The sequence below is a fragment of the Rhizobium sp. 01T444 genome, assembly GCF_056398305.1.
Genome location: NZ_JBFTPD010000002.1, coordinates 43,299 through 58,545, shown reverse-complemented (window position 1 = coordinate 58,545; position 15,247 = coordinate 43,299). Strand labels below are relative to the sequence as shown.

14 protein-coding genes are annotated in these 15,247 nt (G+C 60.4%); 12 read left to right on the top strand and 2 right to left on the bottom strand.

Annotated features, from left to right (window positions below; translation table 11 throughout):
- Positions 1-28: 28 nt before the first annotated feature.
- Positions 29-325 carry a hypothetical protein gene (locus AC1DTN_RS03035; protein WP_113181748.1) on the bottom strand — a complete coding sequence of 99 codons (297 nt, stop codon included), beginning with the start codon at positions 323-325 and terminating at the stop codon, positions 29-31.
- Positions 326-608: 283 nt separating this feature from the next.
- Between AC1DTN_RS03035 and AC1DTN_RS03030 the strand changes: the two genes are divergently transcribed.
- The 10 genes from AC1DTN_RS03030 to AC1DTN_RS02985 all read left to right on the top strand — a co-directional run bounded on the left by AC1DTN_RS03030 (position 609) and on the right by AC1DTN_RS02985 (position 12,217).
- Positions 609-1,520, top strand: a complete 912-nt coding sequence (locus AC1DTN_RS03030) for a glycosyltransferase family 8 protein (protein ID WP_037104230.1) — start codon at positions 609-611, stop codon at positions 1,518-1,520.
- A 69-nt stretch (positions 1,521-1,589) separates the two neighbouring features.
- A complete protein-coding gene (locus AC1DTN_RS03025; protein ID WP_113322678.1) occupies positions 1,590-2,693 on the top strand; it encodes a glycosyltransferase family 2 protein in 1,104 nt (367 codons plus the stop codon).
- A gap of 161 nt (positions 2,694-2,854) precedes the next feature.
- Positions 2,855-4,069, top strand: a complete 1,215-nt coding sequence (locus AC1DTN_RS03020; protein WP_113322679.1) for an alpha/beta hydrolase — start codon at positions 2,855-2,857, stop codon at positions 4,067-4,069.
- Positions 4,070-4,255: 186 nt separating this feature from the next.
- Complete coding sequence (locus AC1DTN_RS03015) at positions 4,256-5,881, top strand: arylsulfatase (RefSeq protein WP_113322681.1); 1,626 nt, start codon at positions 4,256-4,258, stop codon at positions 5,879-5,881.
- A gap of 72 nt (positions 5,882-5,953) precedes the next feature.
- Entirely contained in the window at positions 5,954-6,931 is a 978-nt protein-coding gene (locus AC1DTN_RS03010; RefSeq protein WP_477919934.1) for an AAA family ATPase, read from the top strand.
- Positions 6,928-7,881, top strand: coding sequence for a DUF58 domain-containing protein (locus AC1DTN_RS03005; RefSeq protein WP_477919932.1), 954 nt, complete (start codon positions 6,928-6,930; stop codon positions 7,879-7,881). Before AC1DTN_RS03010 ends, AC1DTN_RS03005 begins: the two co-directional genes overlap by 4 nt.
- On the top strand, positions 7,881-8,393 hold the full coding sequence (locus AC1DTN_RS03000) for a DUF4381 domain-containing protein (RefSeq protein ID WP_477919931.1): 513 nt from the start codon (positions 7,881-7,883) through the stop codon (positions 8,391-8,393). The genes AC1DTN_RS03005 and AC1DTN_RS03000 overlap by 1 nt, the downstream gene beginning before the upstream one ends.
- Complete coding sequence (locus AC1DTN_RS02995; RefSeq protein WP_477919929.1) at positions 8,380-9,369, top strand: VWA domain-containing protein; 990 nt, start codon at positions 8,380-8,382, stop codon at positions 9,367-9,369. Before AC1DTN_RS03000 ends, AC1DTN_RS02995 begins: the two co-directional genes overlap by 14 nt.
- Entirely contained in the window at positions 9,366-10,922 is a 1,557-nt protein-coding gene (locus AC1DTN_RS02990; protein WP_477919928.1) for a VWA domain-containing protein, read from the top strand. The genes AC1DTN_RS02995 and AC1DTN_RS02990 overlap by 4 nt, the downstream gene beginning before the upstream one ends.
- Positions 10,919-12,217, top strand: a complete 1,299-nt coding sequence (locus tag AC1DTN_RS02985) for a hypothetical protein (RefSeq protein WP_477919927.1) — start codon at positions 10,919-10,921, stop codon at positions 12,215-12,217. The genes AC1DTN_RS02990 and AC1DTN_RS02985 overlap by 4 nt, the downstream gene beginning before the upstream one ends.
- A 15-nt stretch (positions 12,218-12,232) precedes the next feature.
- On the opposite strand, the gene AC1DTN_RS02980 is transcribed toward AC1DTN_RS02985, so the two are convergent.
- Positions 12,233-12,988 carry a transporter gene (locus AC1DTN_RS02980; protein WP_405049746.1) on the bottom strand — a complete coding sequence of 252 codons (756 nt, stop codon included), beginning with the start codon at positions 12,986-12,988 and terminating at the stop codon, positions 12,233-12,235.
- 231 nt (positions 12,989-13,219) lie between these two features.
- Between AC1DTN_RS02980 and AC1DTN_RS02975 the strand changes: the two genes are divergently transcribed.
- Complete coding sequence (locus tag AC1DTN_RS02975; RefSeq protein WP_439016415.1) at positions 13,220-14,224, top strand: formylglycine-generating enzyme family protein; 1,005 nt, start codon at positions 13,220-13,222, stop codon at positions 14,222-14,224.
- Positions 14,199-15,215: an HAD family hydrolase gene (locus AC1DTN_RS02970; protein ID WP_113322697.1), complete on the top strand. Its 1,017-nt coding sequence runs from the start codon at positions 14,199-14,201 to the stop codon at positions 15,213-15,215. Before AC1DTN_RS02975 ends, AC1DTN_RS02970 begins: the two co-directional genes overlap by 26 nt.
- The last annotated feature ends 32 nt before the right edge of the window (positions 15,216-15,247 follow it).

Genomic DNA, 15,247 nt, shown 5'->3' with positions numbered 1-15,247 from the left:
GTGCGGGGCAGAAAACATGTCGGTGATGTCAGCCCTGCTGCTGCTTGCTTGGCACGGGCGCCGGGTCGACGATCGCACTCTCCTTGGACGGCTTGCGGCTGCGGCGCCAAAGCCCGGCCACGAAGACACCTGTCACATAGCAGACCTGCATCAGCACGAGGATAGCGAGACCGTAAAGCGCGGCTTCAAGCAGCGACGCGTTTTGATGAGCCACGATGCCGAAACCGAGGGCGACAACGATCGCGAATATCGCGAAGGCCCAGGCGCGAATGGCCGCTCCGGCTGCGAGCGAAATCAGTATCACAATGATCGTGCCGTTCAGCATTGCGATGCCTTATTCCTTTCTATCGTCCCACACGCGCCCCGTGCCGATCTTCACATTACAGGGCTTAATCCACAACACCCGGCTTTTGGTAGTGGAGCGATAGCAATGGTTAATTTTCTCACAATCCGCCGTGATCAAAACGCCGACGAGGCACGATTGGCTCCCGACCGGATGAGAAATTACTCGCTTGTGACAAGTACAGGGCAGCAACTCGACAAAGAGAAATTTTTTACAGACTCAATAAAGACACTTGCCGACGAAAAACTACGAGAAGGATTGTACCATGAGTAATCAGTGCGTGGCCTACGTTACGGATGTCGAATATTCCTTTCCGACTATTCTCTCGGCGCTCCAGGCCCGAAAATTTGCAAATCCTGAGACGGATGTCTGTGTTCTTATGTCGGAACATCTGGACAATTTTGAGGAGCTGAAGAGCCTGCTGGCGTTGAGCGGCGTCAAGCTGATGGATGCGACGGAAGCACTGCACCAATCCCTCGGCAAGCTCGATGGTTCGCATTTCATGGGCCGTATCAGCGTCAGCACCATGGCCAAACTCGTACTCGCCCAGATCCTGCCTGAGAATTATACCCAGATCATCTATCTGGATGGCGACACGCAGATCGTCAGCAGCCTTGCCGATCTCGAAAATGCGTTCGCGCCGCCTGGAAAGTTCTTCGCGGCCCGCGATTACACCTCTATCAATGGCTTGCTGCAAAACGGCAAGGACAGCAGTTACTTCAATGCCGGCGTTCTGAAATTCCACCGCGACGGCTGGATCGGGCCGGAAGCGCTGCAACTCTTTGCCACGAACCCGGAAGCATGCGACGGCAAGCATGATCAGGGCGCGTTGAACTATGTTTGTGGCTCCTCGCTCATCCTGGTRTCGAACCGCTGGAACTTCCCCAAGCAGTTCCTGCATCTGGTGGACATGTCCTCGCTCGCCATCGTCCACTACATGGCGCACCCCAAGCCCTGGCACGGCACGTTCTTCCCGTGGAGCGATACCGAAAGCCAAGTCTATATCGATCTGCGCAAGACACACCCAGCCTATAACGCGCTCTACCGGGGCATCAGCTTCGACCGCAAGGTGGTCTACAAATATCGTTCGATGCGCGAGCGCGTGAGACATGCCCTCCAGAATGAGATGCCCAATCCGCGCGTCCAGACCCTGCTCGCCGGCGACTATGTCGTCTGACGAAAAGTCGGCCCGATCCCTGCAGGCAGAGCCGGTCTTTAAAGCCGGCACCAGTGTTCAGGAGCAGAAATGAGTGCTTTGACGACCAGCATCTCGCACTACGCCAAGGCCCGGCTGCGCCGTTCGCTGAAGGCCGACCAGGTCGGCTATGCCGGGCTGCGCGACAGCCTGAAGCAGGCACGTCACGTGCTGATCTGCGTGATCCGCGACGAAGGACACCGGATGGAGTTCTTCCTGCAATATTATCGCGATCTCGGTGTCGAGCACTTCATTTGCATCGACAACGGTTCGAGCGACGGCACGGCCGAGCTCCTGTCCGGCATGCAGGATGTCTCGCTGTTGTCAGCCACCGGTTCCTACAAGGCAGCGCGCTTCGGCAATGACTGGATCAACGCGGTCATGAACCGCCATTGCCAGGAAAAATGGGTTCTCTATGTCGATGCGGATGAGTTTCTCGTCTATCCGCATTGCGATACGCGTTCGATCAGCCAGTTGACCGCCTATATGGAATCCGTCGGTGCCCGCTCGCTGCGCTCGGTCATGATCGACATGTACAGCCGCAATCCGGTCAGCGAAAACATCTGCGAGCCCGGCCGCAATCCGCTCGAGGTCTGCAGCCTCTTCGACCGATCAGGCTATGAATCGCATTTCGACAGGAACAGCCGCACCATCTGGATCAAGGGCGGTGTACGCGGTCGTGTCTATTTTCGCGGCCGCATCTGGGATGGCCCAGCGCTCAACAAGATCCCACTGATCTACGTATCCGGTGAACGCCTCTATCTCAAATCCTCGCACCAGGTCTGGCCGCTCGCCCTGAACCTTGGCGAAATGCGCGGCGCCGTCGGCATCACAAGCGCCCTCCTGCACTTCAAGTTCCTGTCGAGCTTCCTCAACAAGGTCGCCGATCCCGCCAACCGCTCGGAGCATACTGCCGAGTACACGATGTACTCTTCCCCCGAAGATGCTCGCAACTTCGTCTACACGGGCACCAGCACCTATCACCACTGGAAGGATCTCTCCGGCAGCGGTCTTATACAGGGCGAAGGTTGGGAACTCTGGCGCAGCGCGTCCGACAGCGACCTGCGGCAGCAGAGTCTGCTTTCACAGGAAAAAGCAGGTACCCCGGCACAGGGAGACACAGTCATCGTGGGCGAAGCGCAAGCTTCCCGTTGAATTCGTACATTCAGATGGCGTATCGGCCGGCCCTTCACTTCGGGTCGCTGCTGCCGAGGCTACCTTAGACATCCGTATTAACACCCGCATTTACGGTAACTTACTTCCATCCGCGCTGCAGCGCGGCCTAGAGTGCCGGACTGTTGAACCAGGAAGTGATCATGCTGCGACGCATTCTCCTCGCCGCACTTTCCGTGCTGGCAGGCTGCGGCCATCCGACCGGGGTGATGACCCCTGTCGCCCTCACGGCCAATACTCCGAAAACCTCGCAGGTCGAGATGCTGGTGGCGACCACTCGTCAGCCTTCCGCAAATCCTGCGACGCTTTTCAATGGGGAACGCAGTCCGAAGCCCTACCTGACGGATATCGCAATTTCCATTCCGCCGAAGCGCGCGGCTGGCACCGTACAGTGGCCCGAAAAGCTGCCGCCAAACCCGGCGACCGATTTCGCCGTCACGCGGGTCGAGCAGCTCGAGACGCGGGCGGAAGGGCGTGCGTGGTTCCAACAGCATCTCGTTGATGGCCACGCACTCGTTTTCATACACGGGTTCAACAATACCTATGAGGATTCCGTCTTCCGCCTCGCCCAGATCGTCCACGACAGCGGCATGAAGGCGACGCCGGTCCTTTTCACCTGGCCTTCGCGTGCAAAGCTGACGGCCTATGAATATGACAAGGAGAGCACGAACTATTCGCGCACGGCACTCGAACAGGCGCTGCGAATCCTCGCGCAGGATCCGAGCGTCAAGGATATCACTATCCTTGCCCATTCCATGGGAACCTGGCTCGCCATGGAATCGCTGCGCCAGATGGGCATCCGTGACGGGCATGTGAACACCAAGATCCGCGATGTCATTCTTGCCTCGCCCGATATCGATATACAGGTTTTCGCCAAGCAGTTCGTGGAAATGGGTACGCCCCATCCGAAATTCACGATCTTCGTCTCGCAGGACGATCGGGCTTTGGCAGTTTCGAGCTTAATCACCGGAAAAGTCTCGCGGCTGGGCGCCATCGACCCGTCCAAGGAACCCTATCGCAGCAGGCTGGAGGAGGCCGGCATTACGGCCATCGATCTGACAAAGGTCGATACCGGTGACAAGCTCAATCACGGCAAATTTGCCGAAAGCCCTGAAATCGTCCAGTTGATCGGCCAGCGGCTGATGACTGGCCAGCCCCTGACGGACTCCAACATCACCCTCGGCGAGGGCGTTGCCGCCGTCGTAGGAGGCACGGTGCAAACAGTGGGTAAGGTCGCAGGCACGGCAGTCGCAGCACCGCTGACGATCATCGGACAGCCTCTGCCGGCCGCTGCAAAACCAGTCGAAGTCGAAGATACACTTCGCGCCGACCCGCAATCGAAGCCGCTGACGCAGTAACGAGCGCGATTTACGTGGGCGGTTACGTCTCGCAACACCGGCATTTACGGTAACGTACTTCCGCAAACGACCTCAAAGTAGAAGTCTCTCCCGGTCGAATGGCGACGATCCAGTTCCGGCGGGGTCATCCCTGCCCGACACCAAGGAGAGCGGAATGTTGAACGACCTTGCGAAGGGGAGGACGTGATGGCCACGACACTCTCCGGAAGACTTCTTTCGGCAACGGCAGCGGTCGCTATGAGCCTCGCCGCTGCACCCTTCGTTTCGATCGCCTACGCTCAGGAGGCGGCTCCTGCCGCAACGGCAGCGCCGGCGACGCCCGACAAGCCGAATATCCTCGTCATCTTCGGTGATGACGTCGGCCAGACGAATATCAGCGCCTATTCCTTCGGCGTCATGGGCTACCGCACGCCCAACATCGATCGCATCGCCAAGGAAGGCCTGATGTTCACGGATTATTATGCCGAGAACAGCTGCACGGCGGGCCGCTCCACGTTCATAACCGGCCAGGTCTGCCTGCGCACCGGTCTCTGCAAGGTCGGCATTCCCGGCGCAACCGTCGGCCTGCAGCCGCGTGACATCACCATTGCCCAGGCCCTCAAACCGCTCGGTTATTCGACGGGGCAGTTTGGCAAGAACCACCTTGGCGACCGCGACGAATTCCTGCCGACCAAGCATGGTTTCGATGAGTTCTACGGCAACCTCTATCACCTGAATGCCGAAGAGGAGCCGGAACGTCCCTATTATCCGAAGGACGATGAGGCCTTCGTGCGCGCGAACTCACCGCGCGGCGTGCTGAAGGCAACGGCAGACGGAAAAATCGAGGATACCGGTGCGCTTAACACCAAGCGCATGGAAACCATCGACGATGAGACGACCGCCGCAGCGATCGATTTCATGGACAGGCAGGTCAAGGCGGGCAAACCCTTCTTCACCTGGATGAACACGACCCGCATGCATGCCTTCACGCATGTGCGTGCGTCGATGCAGGGCCAGAGCGGCATGCCCGGCAACGAATATGCCGACGGCATGATCGAGCATGACGGCGACGTCGGCAAACTCTTGAAAGCCCTCGACGATCTCGGCATCGCCGACAATACGATCGTCGTCTACACGACCGACAACGGGCCGAACCAATGGTCCTGGCCGGATGCCGCTACCACAGCATTCCGCAGCGAGAAGGATACCAACTGGGAAGGCGCGTTCCGCGTGCCCGCCCTGGTGCGCTGGCCGGGCCATATCAAGGCCGGCGAGGTCTCCAACCAGATGATATCCGGCCTCGACTGGTTCCCGACGCTGCTTGCCGCGGCCGGCGACCCGGACATCAAGGACAAGCTGGTAAAAGGCACGACGATCGGCGGCAACCAATTCAAGGTCCATCTCGACGGCTATAACCAGCTTCCCTATCTCACGGACCAGCAAGAGAAATCGAACCGTCAGGACTTCTACTACTTCAACGACGACGGACAGCTCGTCGCCTATCGCTACAACAACTGGAAGATCGTCTTCTGCGAACAGAGGGAGCCGGGTGGCTTCGTGGTATGGGCCAATCCCTTCGTATGCCTGCGCGCACCGAAGGTCTTCAATCTGCGGATGGACCCGTACGAGCGAGCCGATGTCGTCTCCGACCAGTATTACGACTGGCTGGCGAAGAATGCTTATCTCATCCAGTACGGCGTCTGGCGTGTTGCGCCATTCCTCCAGACCTTCCGCGAATTCCCGCCAAGCCAACGTTCGGCGAGCTTCAGCGTCGACCAGATGGTTGAGGCGCTGATGCGATCGCTCGAGCAGAGCCCAGCTGGCGCCCAATAGCATCGCCTGGCGAAAGACCGCAGGCGTGGCAAATTCTATCGCGCCTGCAATTCGAACTCACGCGGAGCGCATATGACGGCACGTGACGACATCCTGGATCTCGGCAAGCGTATCAGCCAATCGATCATCGGACAGGAGACGATGGTCGAACGGCTGCTGCTCGGCCTGCTCGCCAATGGCCATCTGCTGGTCGAGGGCCTGCCAGGCCTTGCGAAGACGAGAGCGATCAAGAGCCTGGCGAAGAACCTCGATTCAGAGCTTTCCCGTGTCCAGTTCACGCCGGACCTGCTGCCTGCCGATATCACCGGATCGGAGATCTATTTCTCCGAAGGCGGCAAGGGCGAGTTCAAGTTTCAAGAAGGGCCGATCTTCGCCAATCTCATCCTTGCCGACGAGATCAACCGCGCACCGGCCAAGGTACAATCGGCCCTGCTGGAGGCAATGGAAGAGCGGCAGGTCACAGTCGGCGGCAAAAGCTATCCGTTGCCTGATCTCTTCATGGTCATGGCGACACAGAACCCGATCGAACAGGAAGGCACCTATCCCCTGCCTGAGGCGCAGCTCGATCGCTTCCTCATGCATGTCGAGGTCACCTATCCCGACGAGGTATCGGAAGCCGCGATCATGCGGCTCAACCGAGACGAGGAGAACGCTGCCCACACCAAAGGTTCCGCGCCGGCTACGGAGCGCCTGAACCCGCAGGCGGTCTTCGATGCCCGCAAGGAAATCGGCGCGGTGACGGTTTCCGAACCGGTCGAGAAATACATGGTCGCCCTCGTCTTCGCCACGCGTTATCCCGACCGATACGACAGGGACCTGGCAAAACTCCTACAGGTCGGCGTCAGCCCGCGCGGCGTCATCGGCCTCGACAAGGTTTCGCGCGCCTACGCATGGCTGAAAGGCCGCGAATACGTGACCCCCGATGATGTGAAGGCCATCGTCAACGATGTCTTTCGCCATCGCCTCATCCTGTCCTACGAGGCACATGCCGCCAATACCAGCGTCGATCAGGTTATCGCCCGCATCACCGAACTGGTCGCGGTCTCATGAGTGGCGCGGCGCTCAGCAATGATGGCGTCTACGTCACGACGGAACAGCTCGTCGCTCTCGAGGGCCGCGCCCGCAACCTGACCTTCGTTCAAAAGGCGAGAAGCCACCAGCAGCTCGCCGGCCGCATGCAATCGGCGCTGCGCGGCCGCGGCCTGATCTTCGAGGAATTGCGCGATTACCTGCCGGGCGACGATATCCGTTCCATCGATTGGCGGGTGACGGCGCGTACGAGCAGGCCGGTCGTCCGCATCTATGGTGAGGAGAAGGAGCGGCCGGCCATCCTGGTGGTCGACCAGCGGATCAACATGTTCTTCGGCAGCCGCCGCGCCATGAAATCCGTCACCGCCGCCGAGGCCGCCATGCTCTGCGCCTGGCGCATTCTTGGATCGGGCGACCGGGTGGGCGGCTTCATCTTTGGCGATGGCGATATAGAGGAGGTGAAGCCACATCGCAGCCGCAATGCCGTCATCGCGCTTGCCGACAAGATCGCCGCCAAGAACAAGGCGCTGAACGCCGGCTTTGCGGGCGCGCCCTCTCCGGCCTCGCTGGATGAAGTGCTGCAGCGCGTAGCGGGTATCGCCCATCACGATCATCTCATCGTGATCATCAGCGATTTCGGCGGGCACGGCGTGACGACGCGCGATCTGCTGCGGGCACTCTCGGCTCGCAATGACGTGATCTGTCTGCTGATCTACGATCCCTTTCTCCTGGAGCTTCCCAAATCCGCCGATATCGTCGTCAGCGGCGGAGGATTGCAGGCGGAACTGTCGCTCAGCCAGGCCGGCGTGCGCAAATCCATCGACACCTTCGCCCGCAATCGCGGCCGCGAATTGCGGGCATGGCAACGCGAACTTGGCCTGCCCATGCTGCCCGTCTCCACTGCCGAGGAGACGGCGCCGCAGCTTCGCCGCCTGCTCGAGCAATCCGCCTGGCGGCAGCGGAGGCGCTGATGGAGCCGAAAATCCAGCTCGATCCGATGACCGAAACGGCACTCCGCTCTTTACACGACATTGCGGTTCCGCCGCCTGTCTCCTGGCTGCCTCAGACCTGGGGCTGGGCTGCACTTGCTGTCTTGCTCGGCATTGCAGTGCTGGCGGCCCTCCTTGTCTGGCTCAGGCGATATCGCCGCAATGCCTACCGGCGGGAAGCTCTGCGATTGCTTGATGGCATCGAAGCCGACATTCGCAGTCCGGCGAGCCGGGAAAAGGGTGTCCACGAACTGTCGGAACTCTTGAAGCGCACGGCACTCGCGGCATGGCCAAGGAGCGATGTGGCAGCCCTCACCGGTCAGGCGTGGCTGCAGCGCATGGACAGCCGCGGAGCGTACAAGGCGCTGACCCGCCTGCTCGATGATCTCGAGTATCACGACAGTGCAGCCATCGCCGCTCTTCCCCCTGATAGCGCCAATGAGCTCATACTCAATTCGAGACGGTGGATCAGGAGGCACCATGTATCAGCTTGAGCATCCATGGCTGCTTCTGCTGCTTCCACTTCCCCTGCTGGTCTGGTGGTTGCTGCCACCGCACCGGGAGACATCGGCATCGATCCGTCTGCCGTTTTTCGATCAAGTAACACGCGCCGCCGGCGTTCAGCCGACAGAGGGTTCCGTCGTGCCGAAGCGAGCATGGCACCAGACGATCGTCGAGGGCCTCGCCTGGTGCCTTGTCGTGCTGGCGCTCGCCCGGCCACAATTCGTCGAGCCACCGCTCGAAAAGGTAGAGCCGCAGCGCGATATCCTCTTGGCGCTCGACCTCTCGCAATCGATGGAGACACGTGATTTCCCGGTACCCGACGGCAGTCTGGGAGCGCGCGTCGACGCCGTACGAACCGTGGTCGCCGATTTCGTCGCGAAACGACCGAACGACCGGCTAGGCCTGATCGCTTTCGGCGATGCGCCCTACCCGCTTGCGCCCTTCACCATGGACCATGATCTCGTACGGATGATGATCAACGGATTGCTGCCCGGCATTGCCGGCCCGCGCACATCGCTTGGGGATTCGATCGGCCTCGCGCTCAGAATGTTCGAAAAGACCACAGTCCCGGAAAAAGTCCTGATTCTGCTGACCGACGGCAATGATACGGCAAGCAAGATGCCGCCGCTGAAGGCGGCAGAGATCGCCAGCAGGAATAACATCATCATCCATGGGATCGGCATCGGTGATCCCGCCGCGACAGGCGAGGACAAGCTGGATACGAGCACATTGCAGAAGATTGCCGCAGATACCGGCGGGCGCTATTTCTTCGGCGGCGACCAGAACCAGCTCGAGGCGATATATGACGTTCTCGACCAGATCACGCCTGATGAACAGAAGGTACTGTCCTGGCGCCCGCGTATCGAACTGTTCCATTGGCCGCTTGGCGCCGCGATCGTCATTCTCGCCCTCTATCACCTCTTTGCAGGCTCTTACGGCCTGATCCGCAGGAGGACAGTGGCATGATCACGGATCTGCATTTCCTGCGGCCATGGTGGTTGCTGGCGCTATTCGTTCCGCCGCTCATCCTCTGGCTGGCAGCGCGCTCAGACGATATTCGCGACCGTTGGAAGGGCATGATCGCGCCGCATCTCCTCGACAAGCTGATCGTCGAGCCTGTCGGTCATGGCCGGATCAATCCGGCATGGCTGCTCGCCGGTCTGATGGCTTTGGGCACAATCGCCGCAGCAGGCCCGACATGGCAGCGCGAGGCCCCGCCCTTTGTCGAGAATACAGCGCCTCTCGTCATCGCCGTCGATCTTTCGCCGACCATGGATGCGATCGATATCAGCCCCAGCCGCATCGAACGCGCAAAGCTCAAGATCCGCGATATCCTTGCCGCGCGACCCGGGGCGAAAACCGCAGTCGTCGCCTATGCCGGCAGCGCCCACCTCGTAGTACCGCTGACAGAAGATGCCTCCTTGATCGAGAGCTACTCGGATGCCTTGGCGACGCGGATCATGCCCAAGCCCGGCAAGGACACGTCAGCTGCGCTTTCGCTGTCGAACAACCTTTTCAAGACCGAGGGCATGGCTGGCACGATCCTGTTTCTGACCGATGGTATCGAACCGGCGGCACTGGATGCACTGAAGGCCGCAAATGCCAATAGCGTCGTCATTCTCGGCATAGGAACTGCCGAGGGCGGTCCGGTCAAGACGGCCGACGGCAGCTTTCTGACAGGTGCGGGCGGCGGGCGCCTCCTGCCCAAACTCGATGTCGAGGCCCTGAAGCAGGTACAGTCGGCGACGGAGGCAGATGTCGCAACGATCACGGATGACGATACAGACGTGCGCTGGATCAGCCAGCGCATCAGCACGAATTTTGCCGATGCGCAGGCTTCCGAAGGCAATCGCTGGCGGGATGCCGGCTGGTGGCTGGTTGGTCCGGTCGCCTTGTTGCTCGCCTTCTCCTTCCGGCGCGGCTGGGTGGTCAGGGTCGGCGCTCTGTTCCTCGCTATCCGATTGCTGACGCCGTCTCCGGCGGAGGCAGCTGACTTCATGGATCTGTGGCTGACGCCCAACCAGCAGGGGCGACTGGCTTTCGAACAGGACGATTTCGAGAGGGCTGCCGGCCATTTCAGGGATCCCATGTGGAAAGGCGTCGCGCTTTACCGGGCTGGCCATTTTCAGGATGCGCTCGACGCCTTCGCAGCCATCGATACGGCCGAGAGCTGGTACAATCAGGGAAATACACTCCTGCATCTCGGCAAATTCGAAGAGGCCGTCGCGGCTTACCAGAAGGCGATCGAAAAACAGAAGGACTGGCCGGACGCTGAGGCCGATCTCGTCATCGCAGAAAGGCTACTAAAGGCCCAACAGGAGAAGGAAGAAGAGCAGCCGCAGGAGCCGAACGAGAAGCCCGACAGCGTCCAGTTCGACGATAAGGGCAAAAAAGGCAAGGAAGGGCAGATCAGCATCGCCGAACAAACCTCGGAGATGTGGATGAAGAACATTCAGGCGAGCCCGGCCGACCTGATGGCGCGCAAGTTCGCAATGGAAGCGCAGGAGCAAAAGCAATGATGCGCTTTGGCCTGTTGTTTTGGCTGGTGATATCGGGGAGTGCGCTCGCCGCCGAACCATTTGCGCGGGCGGCGATCGAAGGCAGCGGCGAGATCGTGCCGAGGCAGCAGGTGCGCCTGACGGTCGATGTCTTCGTACCCGAGTTCTTCACCTCGCCGCCGCAGTTTCCCCTATTCGATGTTCCGAACGCCATGGTCACCCTGCCGGAGGAGCGCAGCTTCAATCTGACACAGACCATCGACGGCGTGCAATATTCCGGCATCCGCCGCAGTTATGCGATCGTGCCGGAAGTATCCGGCTCCTTTACCCTGCCGGATATCCCGATCGAGCTTGGCTATGCCGTGGAAGGAAAGCCGACAAAGGCAACCGTCACCATGCCGGGTATCTCTTTCACGGTCGGTGACGGCTCCCTCCCGAGCCAGCCGGTATTTGCGGCCCATGGTTTGACAATCGAACAATCCTTCGATCGTGATCCGTCCCGGCTGAAGGCAGGCGATGCGCTTTCGCGGACCGTCACCGTCACGGCTCTGGACACACAGGCCATGATGATGCCGCCGGTAGACATCGGCAACGCATCCGGGCTGCAGCAATATGTGAAGCCGCCTAAGATAGAAGACGGCATAGATATCAACAGGGAAACGGCCAGCAGACACACCGAAACCATTGTTTATACCACCGCCACCGCCGGAACATTCGACATACCCGCGGTTTCCTACCCGTGGTTCGATGTCGACAGCAAAACGCAGAAAACCGCGACACTTCCCGATGTGAAAGTCACGGTCGGCGCTGCAGCGGCCAAAGAGGCGATCGCTCCACAGCTTTCACAGGAAGAGAGCCCCTCGTCGCGCCCGCGCAGCGTCTGGCTCATTGCCGCAATCGCCGTCGCATTGGCGGCTGCCGTCCTCATTGTCCGCTGGCTCGCACCCAGTTTCGCCGCATGGCGCTCGAAACATCGGGATCTCAGAGACGGTTCCCGCTCCCATCACCTTCGTCAAATAACGCAGACCATCAGGACCGGCAGCGAAACCGCAATCTATGCGGCCCTGCAGGCCTGGGCCTCGGAACTCGGGTACCGAACTATCGCCGATTGGCTGGCAAGAGAGGGCTCTGCCGACCTCAAGCAGCAGATCGAACTTCTGGAACGCAGGCTTTTTGCGGCACAAGTGGGTACGGATATCGACAGGACCGCAATCGCCAAGGCCCTTGTCCTGCACGGTGCTGTGAGCGACGAGAAAAAACGATCGGCGCTGCCGCCGCTCAACCCGATCACGGCCGATGAAAGATCGCCAGCCTGACGGCCCACCCGGTTTCTATTTCGGAAACAGGAATGTCATGCCGACGCGAAAGGCCCAGCCTTCGGCCCCATTGTCGGGCGCATCCGCCCAGTAGCGAACGCCGGCGGACAGGCTGACTGGCTGCTGGCCGAATTTCAGAAGCTTCGAAGCCTGCAGATTGATCGGTACGGACCACTGGTTGGCTTCCCAGTCATAGGTGCTCTCGGTGTTGAGCGTGAAGGTCCAGGCATCCTTTGTCGTGTAGGAGAGGAAGGGCTGCAGGAAGGTCGAGCTCACATCCGCCCTGTCGCTCTGTCCCGCGAAGGACCAGATATGGTTGGCGAGAATGCCATAAGTCCAGGGACCGTCCTGTTTCAACAGCACCGCGGTCGGACCCGCGCCCCATTTCCCGGCCCCCAGCAATTCGTCCGTCGCTGTCGGAATGAGAAAGACCGGGCCAACACCCCAGATGAGTCCACCCGGTCCGGGCTGCTTGGGAGAGAAGAAGAAGCTCTGCGTGATATCGCCGATACCGAACTGATGCCCGGAGGAGCCAGCAATATCGTCCTGCCATATGACAGGCAGAATGGTGCGCGAAATGATGTTCCAGTCCTCATTGATGGAAAACGGAATGACCGGCTGAATATTCAGCGTCTCGCGATTGCCGTCTTCCGGGCCGAAACCGCGGTCATAGTTGAACTGGAAGGGGACGCTGATCAGCGAAGCGACCGGATTGGTGAGCTTCTTGGCAAGATCGCTGTCGGACTCCTGCGCCGCAGCCGAGCCGATCATGCCGAACAGCCCGTGCAAAAGCGCCAGCAGGCAAGACGCCAACCTGATCCGGCTCATAATATCCCTCCGATACCCATGCGGCACGAGAAGACACAGGCTCACCCTCGCAAACAAGTACGTTACCGTAAATTTACGCCAGCCATTACCTCGCGCGCGAGCGCGTTTACGGTAACGTACTTCCGTCTCCCCCGCTTAAGCGCGAAACTTCAAGCTCAGACTCCGGAGGTGACGATGGCGTTGGCATTCGACGATGGGCAGGCTTCGGGAGCGACACCCGAAGGCATGGTCTGGATTCCCGGCCGGACCTTCACGATGGGTTCGAACGACCACTACCCGGAGGAAGCGCCCGCACATCCCGTGAAGGTCAATGGCTTCTGGATCGACGAAATCCCGGTCACGAACCGCAGGTTCACGGAGTTCGTCAAGGCGACCGGCTATATCACCTTCGCCGAAAAGACGCCCGAGGCAAGGGACTACCCCGGCGCCAGGCCAGAGATGCTGCGCGCCGGATCGCTTGTCTTTTTCCAGCCGAAGACGGTCAGTGGGTCTGATATCACCCAGTGGTGGACCTTCAAGTTCGGTGCGAACTGGCGCAGGCCGCTCGGTGGCCTGAGCGACCTGCGCGGCAAGCTCGACCACCCCGTCGTTCATGTCGCCTGGTGCGATGCCAAGGCCTATGCGGACTGGGCAGGCCTTGACCTGCCGAGCGAAGCGGAATGGGAGCTTGCAGCTCGCGGCGGCCTGGACGATACCGAATTCGCCTGGGGCAACGAGCTGATGCCCGGCGGCACCCCCATGGCCAACACCTGGCAGGGAACCTTCCCCGTGACATCCACGAAACCGAAAGGCCATGGGCGGACTTCGCCCGTTCGCAGCTTTCCGCCGAACGGCTACGGCCTCTACGACATGATCGGCAATGTCTGGGAATGGACCACCGACTACTGGTCCGACCGCCACACGGAACCCGCTGCAAAAGCCTGCTGCATTCCAAGCAATCCGCGCGGCGGCGGCGTGGAGGCGAGTTACGATCCCCGCCAACCCAGCATCCGCATTCCGCGCCGTGTGCTGAAGGGCGGCTCGCATCTTTGTGCACCGAATTACTGCCGTCGCTATCGCCCGGCCGCCCGCCATGCCGAGCCGGAGGATACATCGACGAGCCATCTCGGCTTCCGCTGCATCAAACGCGTTTCAGCGCCACCGGAGGACGTCCATGAGACGATCCACTCAAACCATTGACGCAAGCCTTGCCTCCCTCGTCGTCGCTCTCATCCTTCTGATCGCGGCAGCGTGGAACCCGGTCCTCGCGCAGGAGCCGCTGCCTTCGTGGAATGACACGTCCGCCAAGAGCCGCATCATGGATTTCGTCAAGGCAACCGTCACGGAGGGTGGTGAGCGTTATGTCGCGCCTTTGAACCGCATCGCCGTCTTCGACAATGACGGCACGCTTTGGTCCGAGCAGCCCTACTACGCGCAGCTCGGCTTTGTGCTCGACCGGGTCAAGACGCTCGCGCCACAGCATCCCGAATGGAAGACCAGAGAGCCCTTCAAGAGCGTTCTCGGCGGCGACCTGAAAGGCGTCGCAAGAGGTGGTGAAAAGGGCATGGTGGACCTCGTGATGGTGACGCATGCCAACACGACCACGGACGAATTCAACACGATCGTCACCGACTGGTTTGCGGCATCGAAACATCCGAAGACCGGCAAGCTCTATACCGAGATGACCTACCTGCCGATGCGCGAACTGCTGGACTATCTGCGCGCCAACAGCTTTCGCACCTATATCGTCTCGGGCGGCGGCGTGGAATTCATGCGTCCGGTGACGGAAAAGATCTACGGCATCCCGCCCGAACAGGTCGTCGGCAGTACGATTGCCACCGAATATGATCTGGTCGGCGACGTTCCGGTCCTCAGACGCCTGCCGAAGATCGACTTTGTCGACGATGGTCCAGGCAAGCCGGTGGGCATCAACAAGTTCATTGGCCTCAGGCCGATCTTCGTCGCCGGCAATTCGGATGGCGACTACGAGATGATGCGCTGGACGACGGCGGGCAAAGGTCCGGGCTTCGCCATGCTGGTCCACCATACCGACGCCGCGCGGGAATACGCCTATGATAGGGATTCAGCCTTCGGGAAGCTGGATAAGGCACTCAACGAGGCCGAGCGCCGCAACTGGCTGGTGGTCGACATGAAGAACGACTGGAAAAAGATCTTCGCTTTCGATCAGTGAAAAAGCGCTCGGTCGGGTGATTGCCGCGAGCG

What these genes read in the sequence shown, in the direction of transcription:
- AC1DTN_RS03035 (WP_113181748.1), bottom strand. Translation starts at nt 325, where the DNA reads ATGCTGAACGGCACGATCATTGTGATACTGATTTCGCTCGCAGCCGGA.
- AC1DTN_RS03025 (WP_113322678.1), top strand. Translation starts at nt 1,590, where the DNA reads ATGAGTGCTTTGACGACCAGCATCTCGCACTACGCCAAGGCCCGGCTG.
- AC1DTN_RS03020 (WP_113322679.1), top strand. Translation starts at nt 2,855, where the DNA reads ATGCTGCGACGCATTCTCCTCGCCGCACTTTCCGTGCTGGCAGGCTGC.
- AC1DTN_RS03015 (WP_113322681.1), top strand. Translation starts at nt 4,256, where the DNA reads ATGGCCACGACACTCTCCGGAAGACTTCTTTCGGCAACGGCAGCGGTC.
- AC1DTN_RS03010 (WP_477919934.1), top strand. Translation starts at nt 5,954, where the DNA reads ATGACGGCACGTGACGACATCCTGGATCTCGGCAAGCGTATCAGCCAA.
- AC1DTN_RS03005 (WP_477919932.1), top strand. Translation starts at nt 6,928, where the DNA reads ATGAGTGGCGCGGCGCTCAGCAATGATGGCGTCTACGTCACGACGGAA.
- AC1DTN_RS03000 (WP_477919931.1), top strand. Translation starts at nt 7,881, where the DNA reads ATGGAGCCGAAAATCCAGCTCGATCCGATGACCGAAACGGCACTCCGC.
- AC1DTN_RS02995 (WP_477919929.1), top strand. Translation starts at nt 8,380, where the DNA reads ATGTATCAGCTTGAGCATCCATGGCTGCTTCTGCTGCTTCCACTTCCC.
- AC1DTN_RS02990 (WP_477919928.1), top strand. Translation starts at nt 9,366, where the DNA reads ATGATCACGGATCTGCATTTCCTGCGGCCATGGTGGTTGCTGGCGCTA.
- AC1DTN_RS02985 (WP_477919927.1), top strand. Translation starts at nt 10,919, where the DNA reads ATGATGCGCTTTGGCCTGTTGTTTTGGCTGGTGATATCGGGGAGTGCG.
- AC1DTN_RS02980 (WP_405049746.1), bottom strand. Translation starts at nt 12,988, where the DNA reads ATGATCGGCTCGGCTGCGGCGCAGGAGTCCGACAGCGATCTTGCCAAG.
- AC1DTN_RS02975 (WP_439016415.1), top strand. Translation starts at nt 13,220, where the DNA reads ATGGCGTTGGCATTCGACGATGGGCAGGCTTCGGGAGCGACACCCGAA.
- AC1DTN_RS02970 (WP_113322697.1), top strand. Translation starts at nt 14,199, where the DNA reads ATGAGACGATCCACTCAAACCATTGACGCAAGCCTTGCCTCCCTCGTC.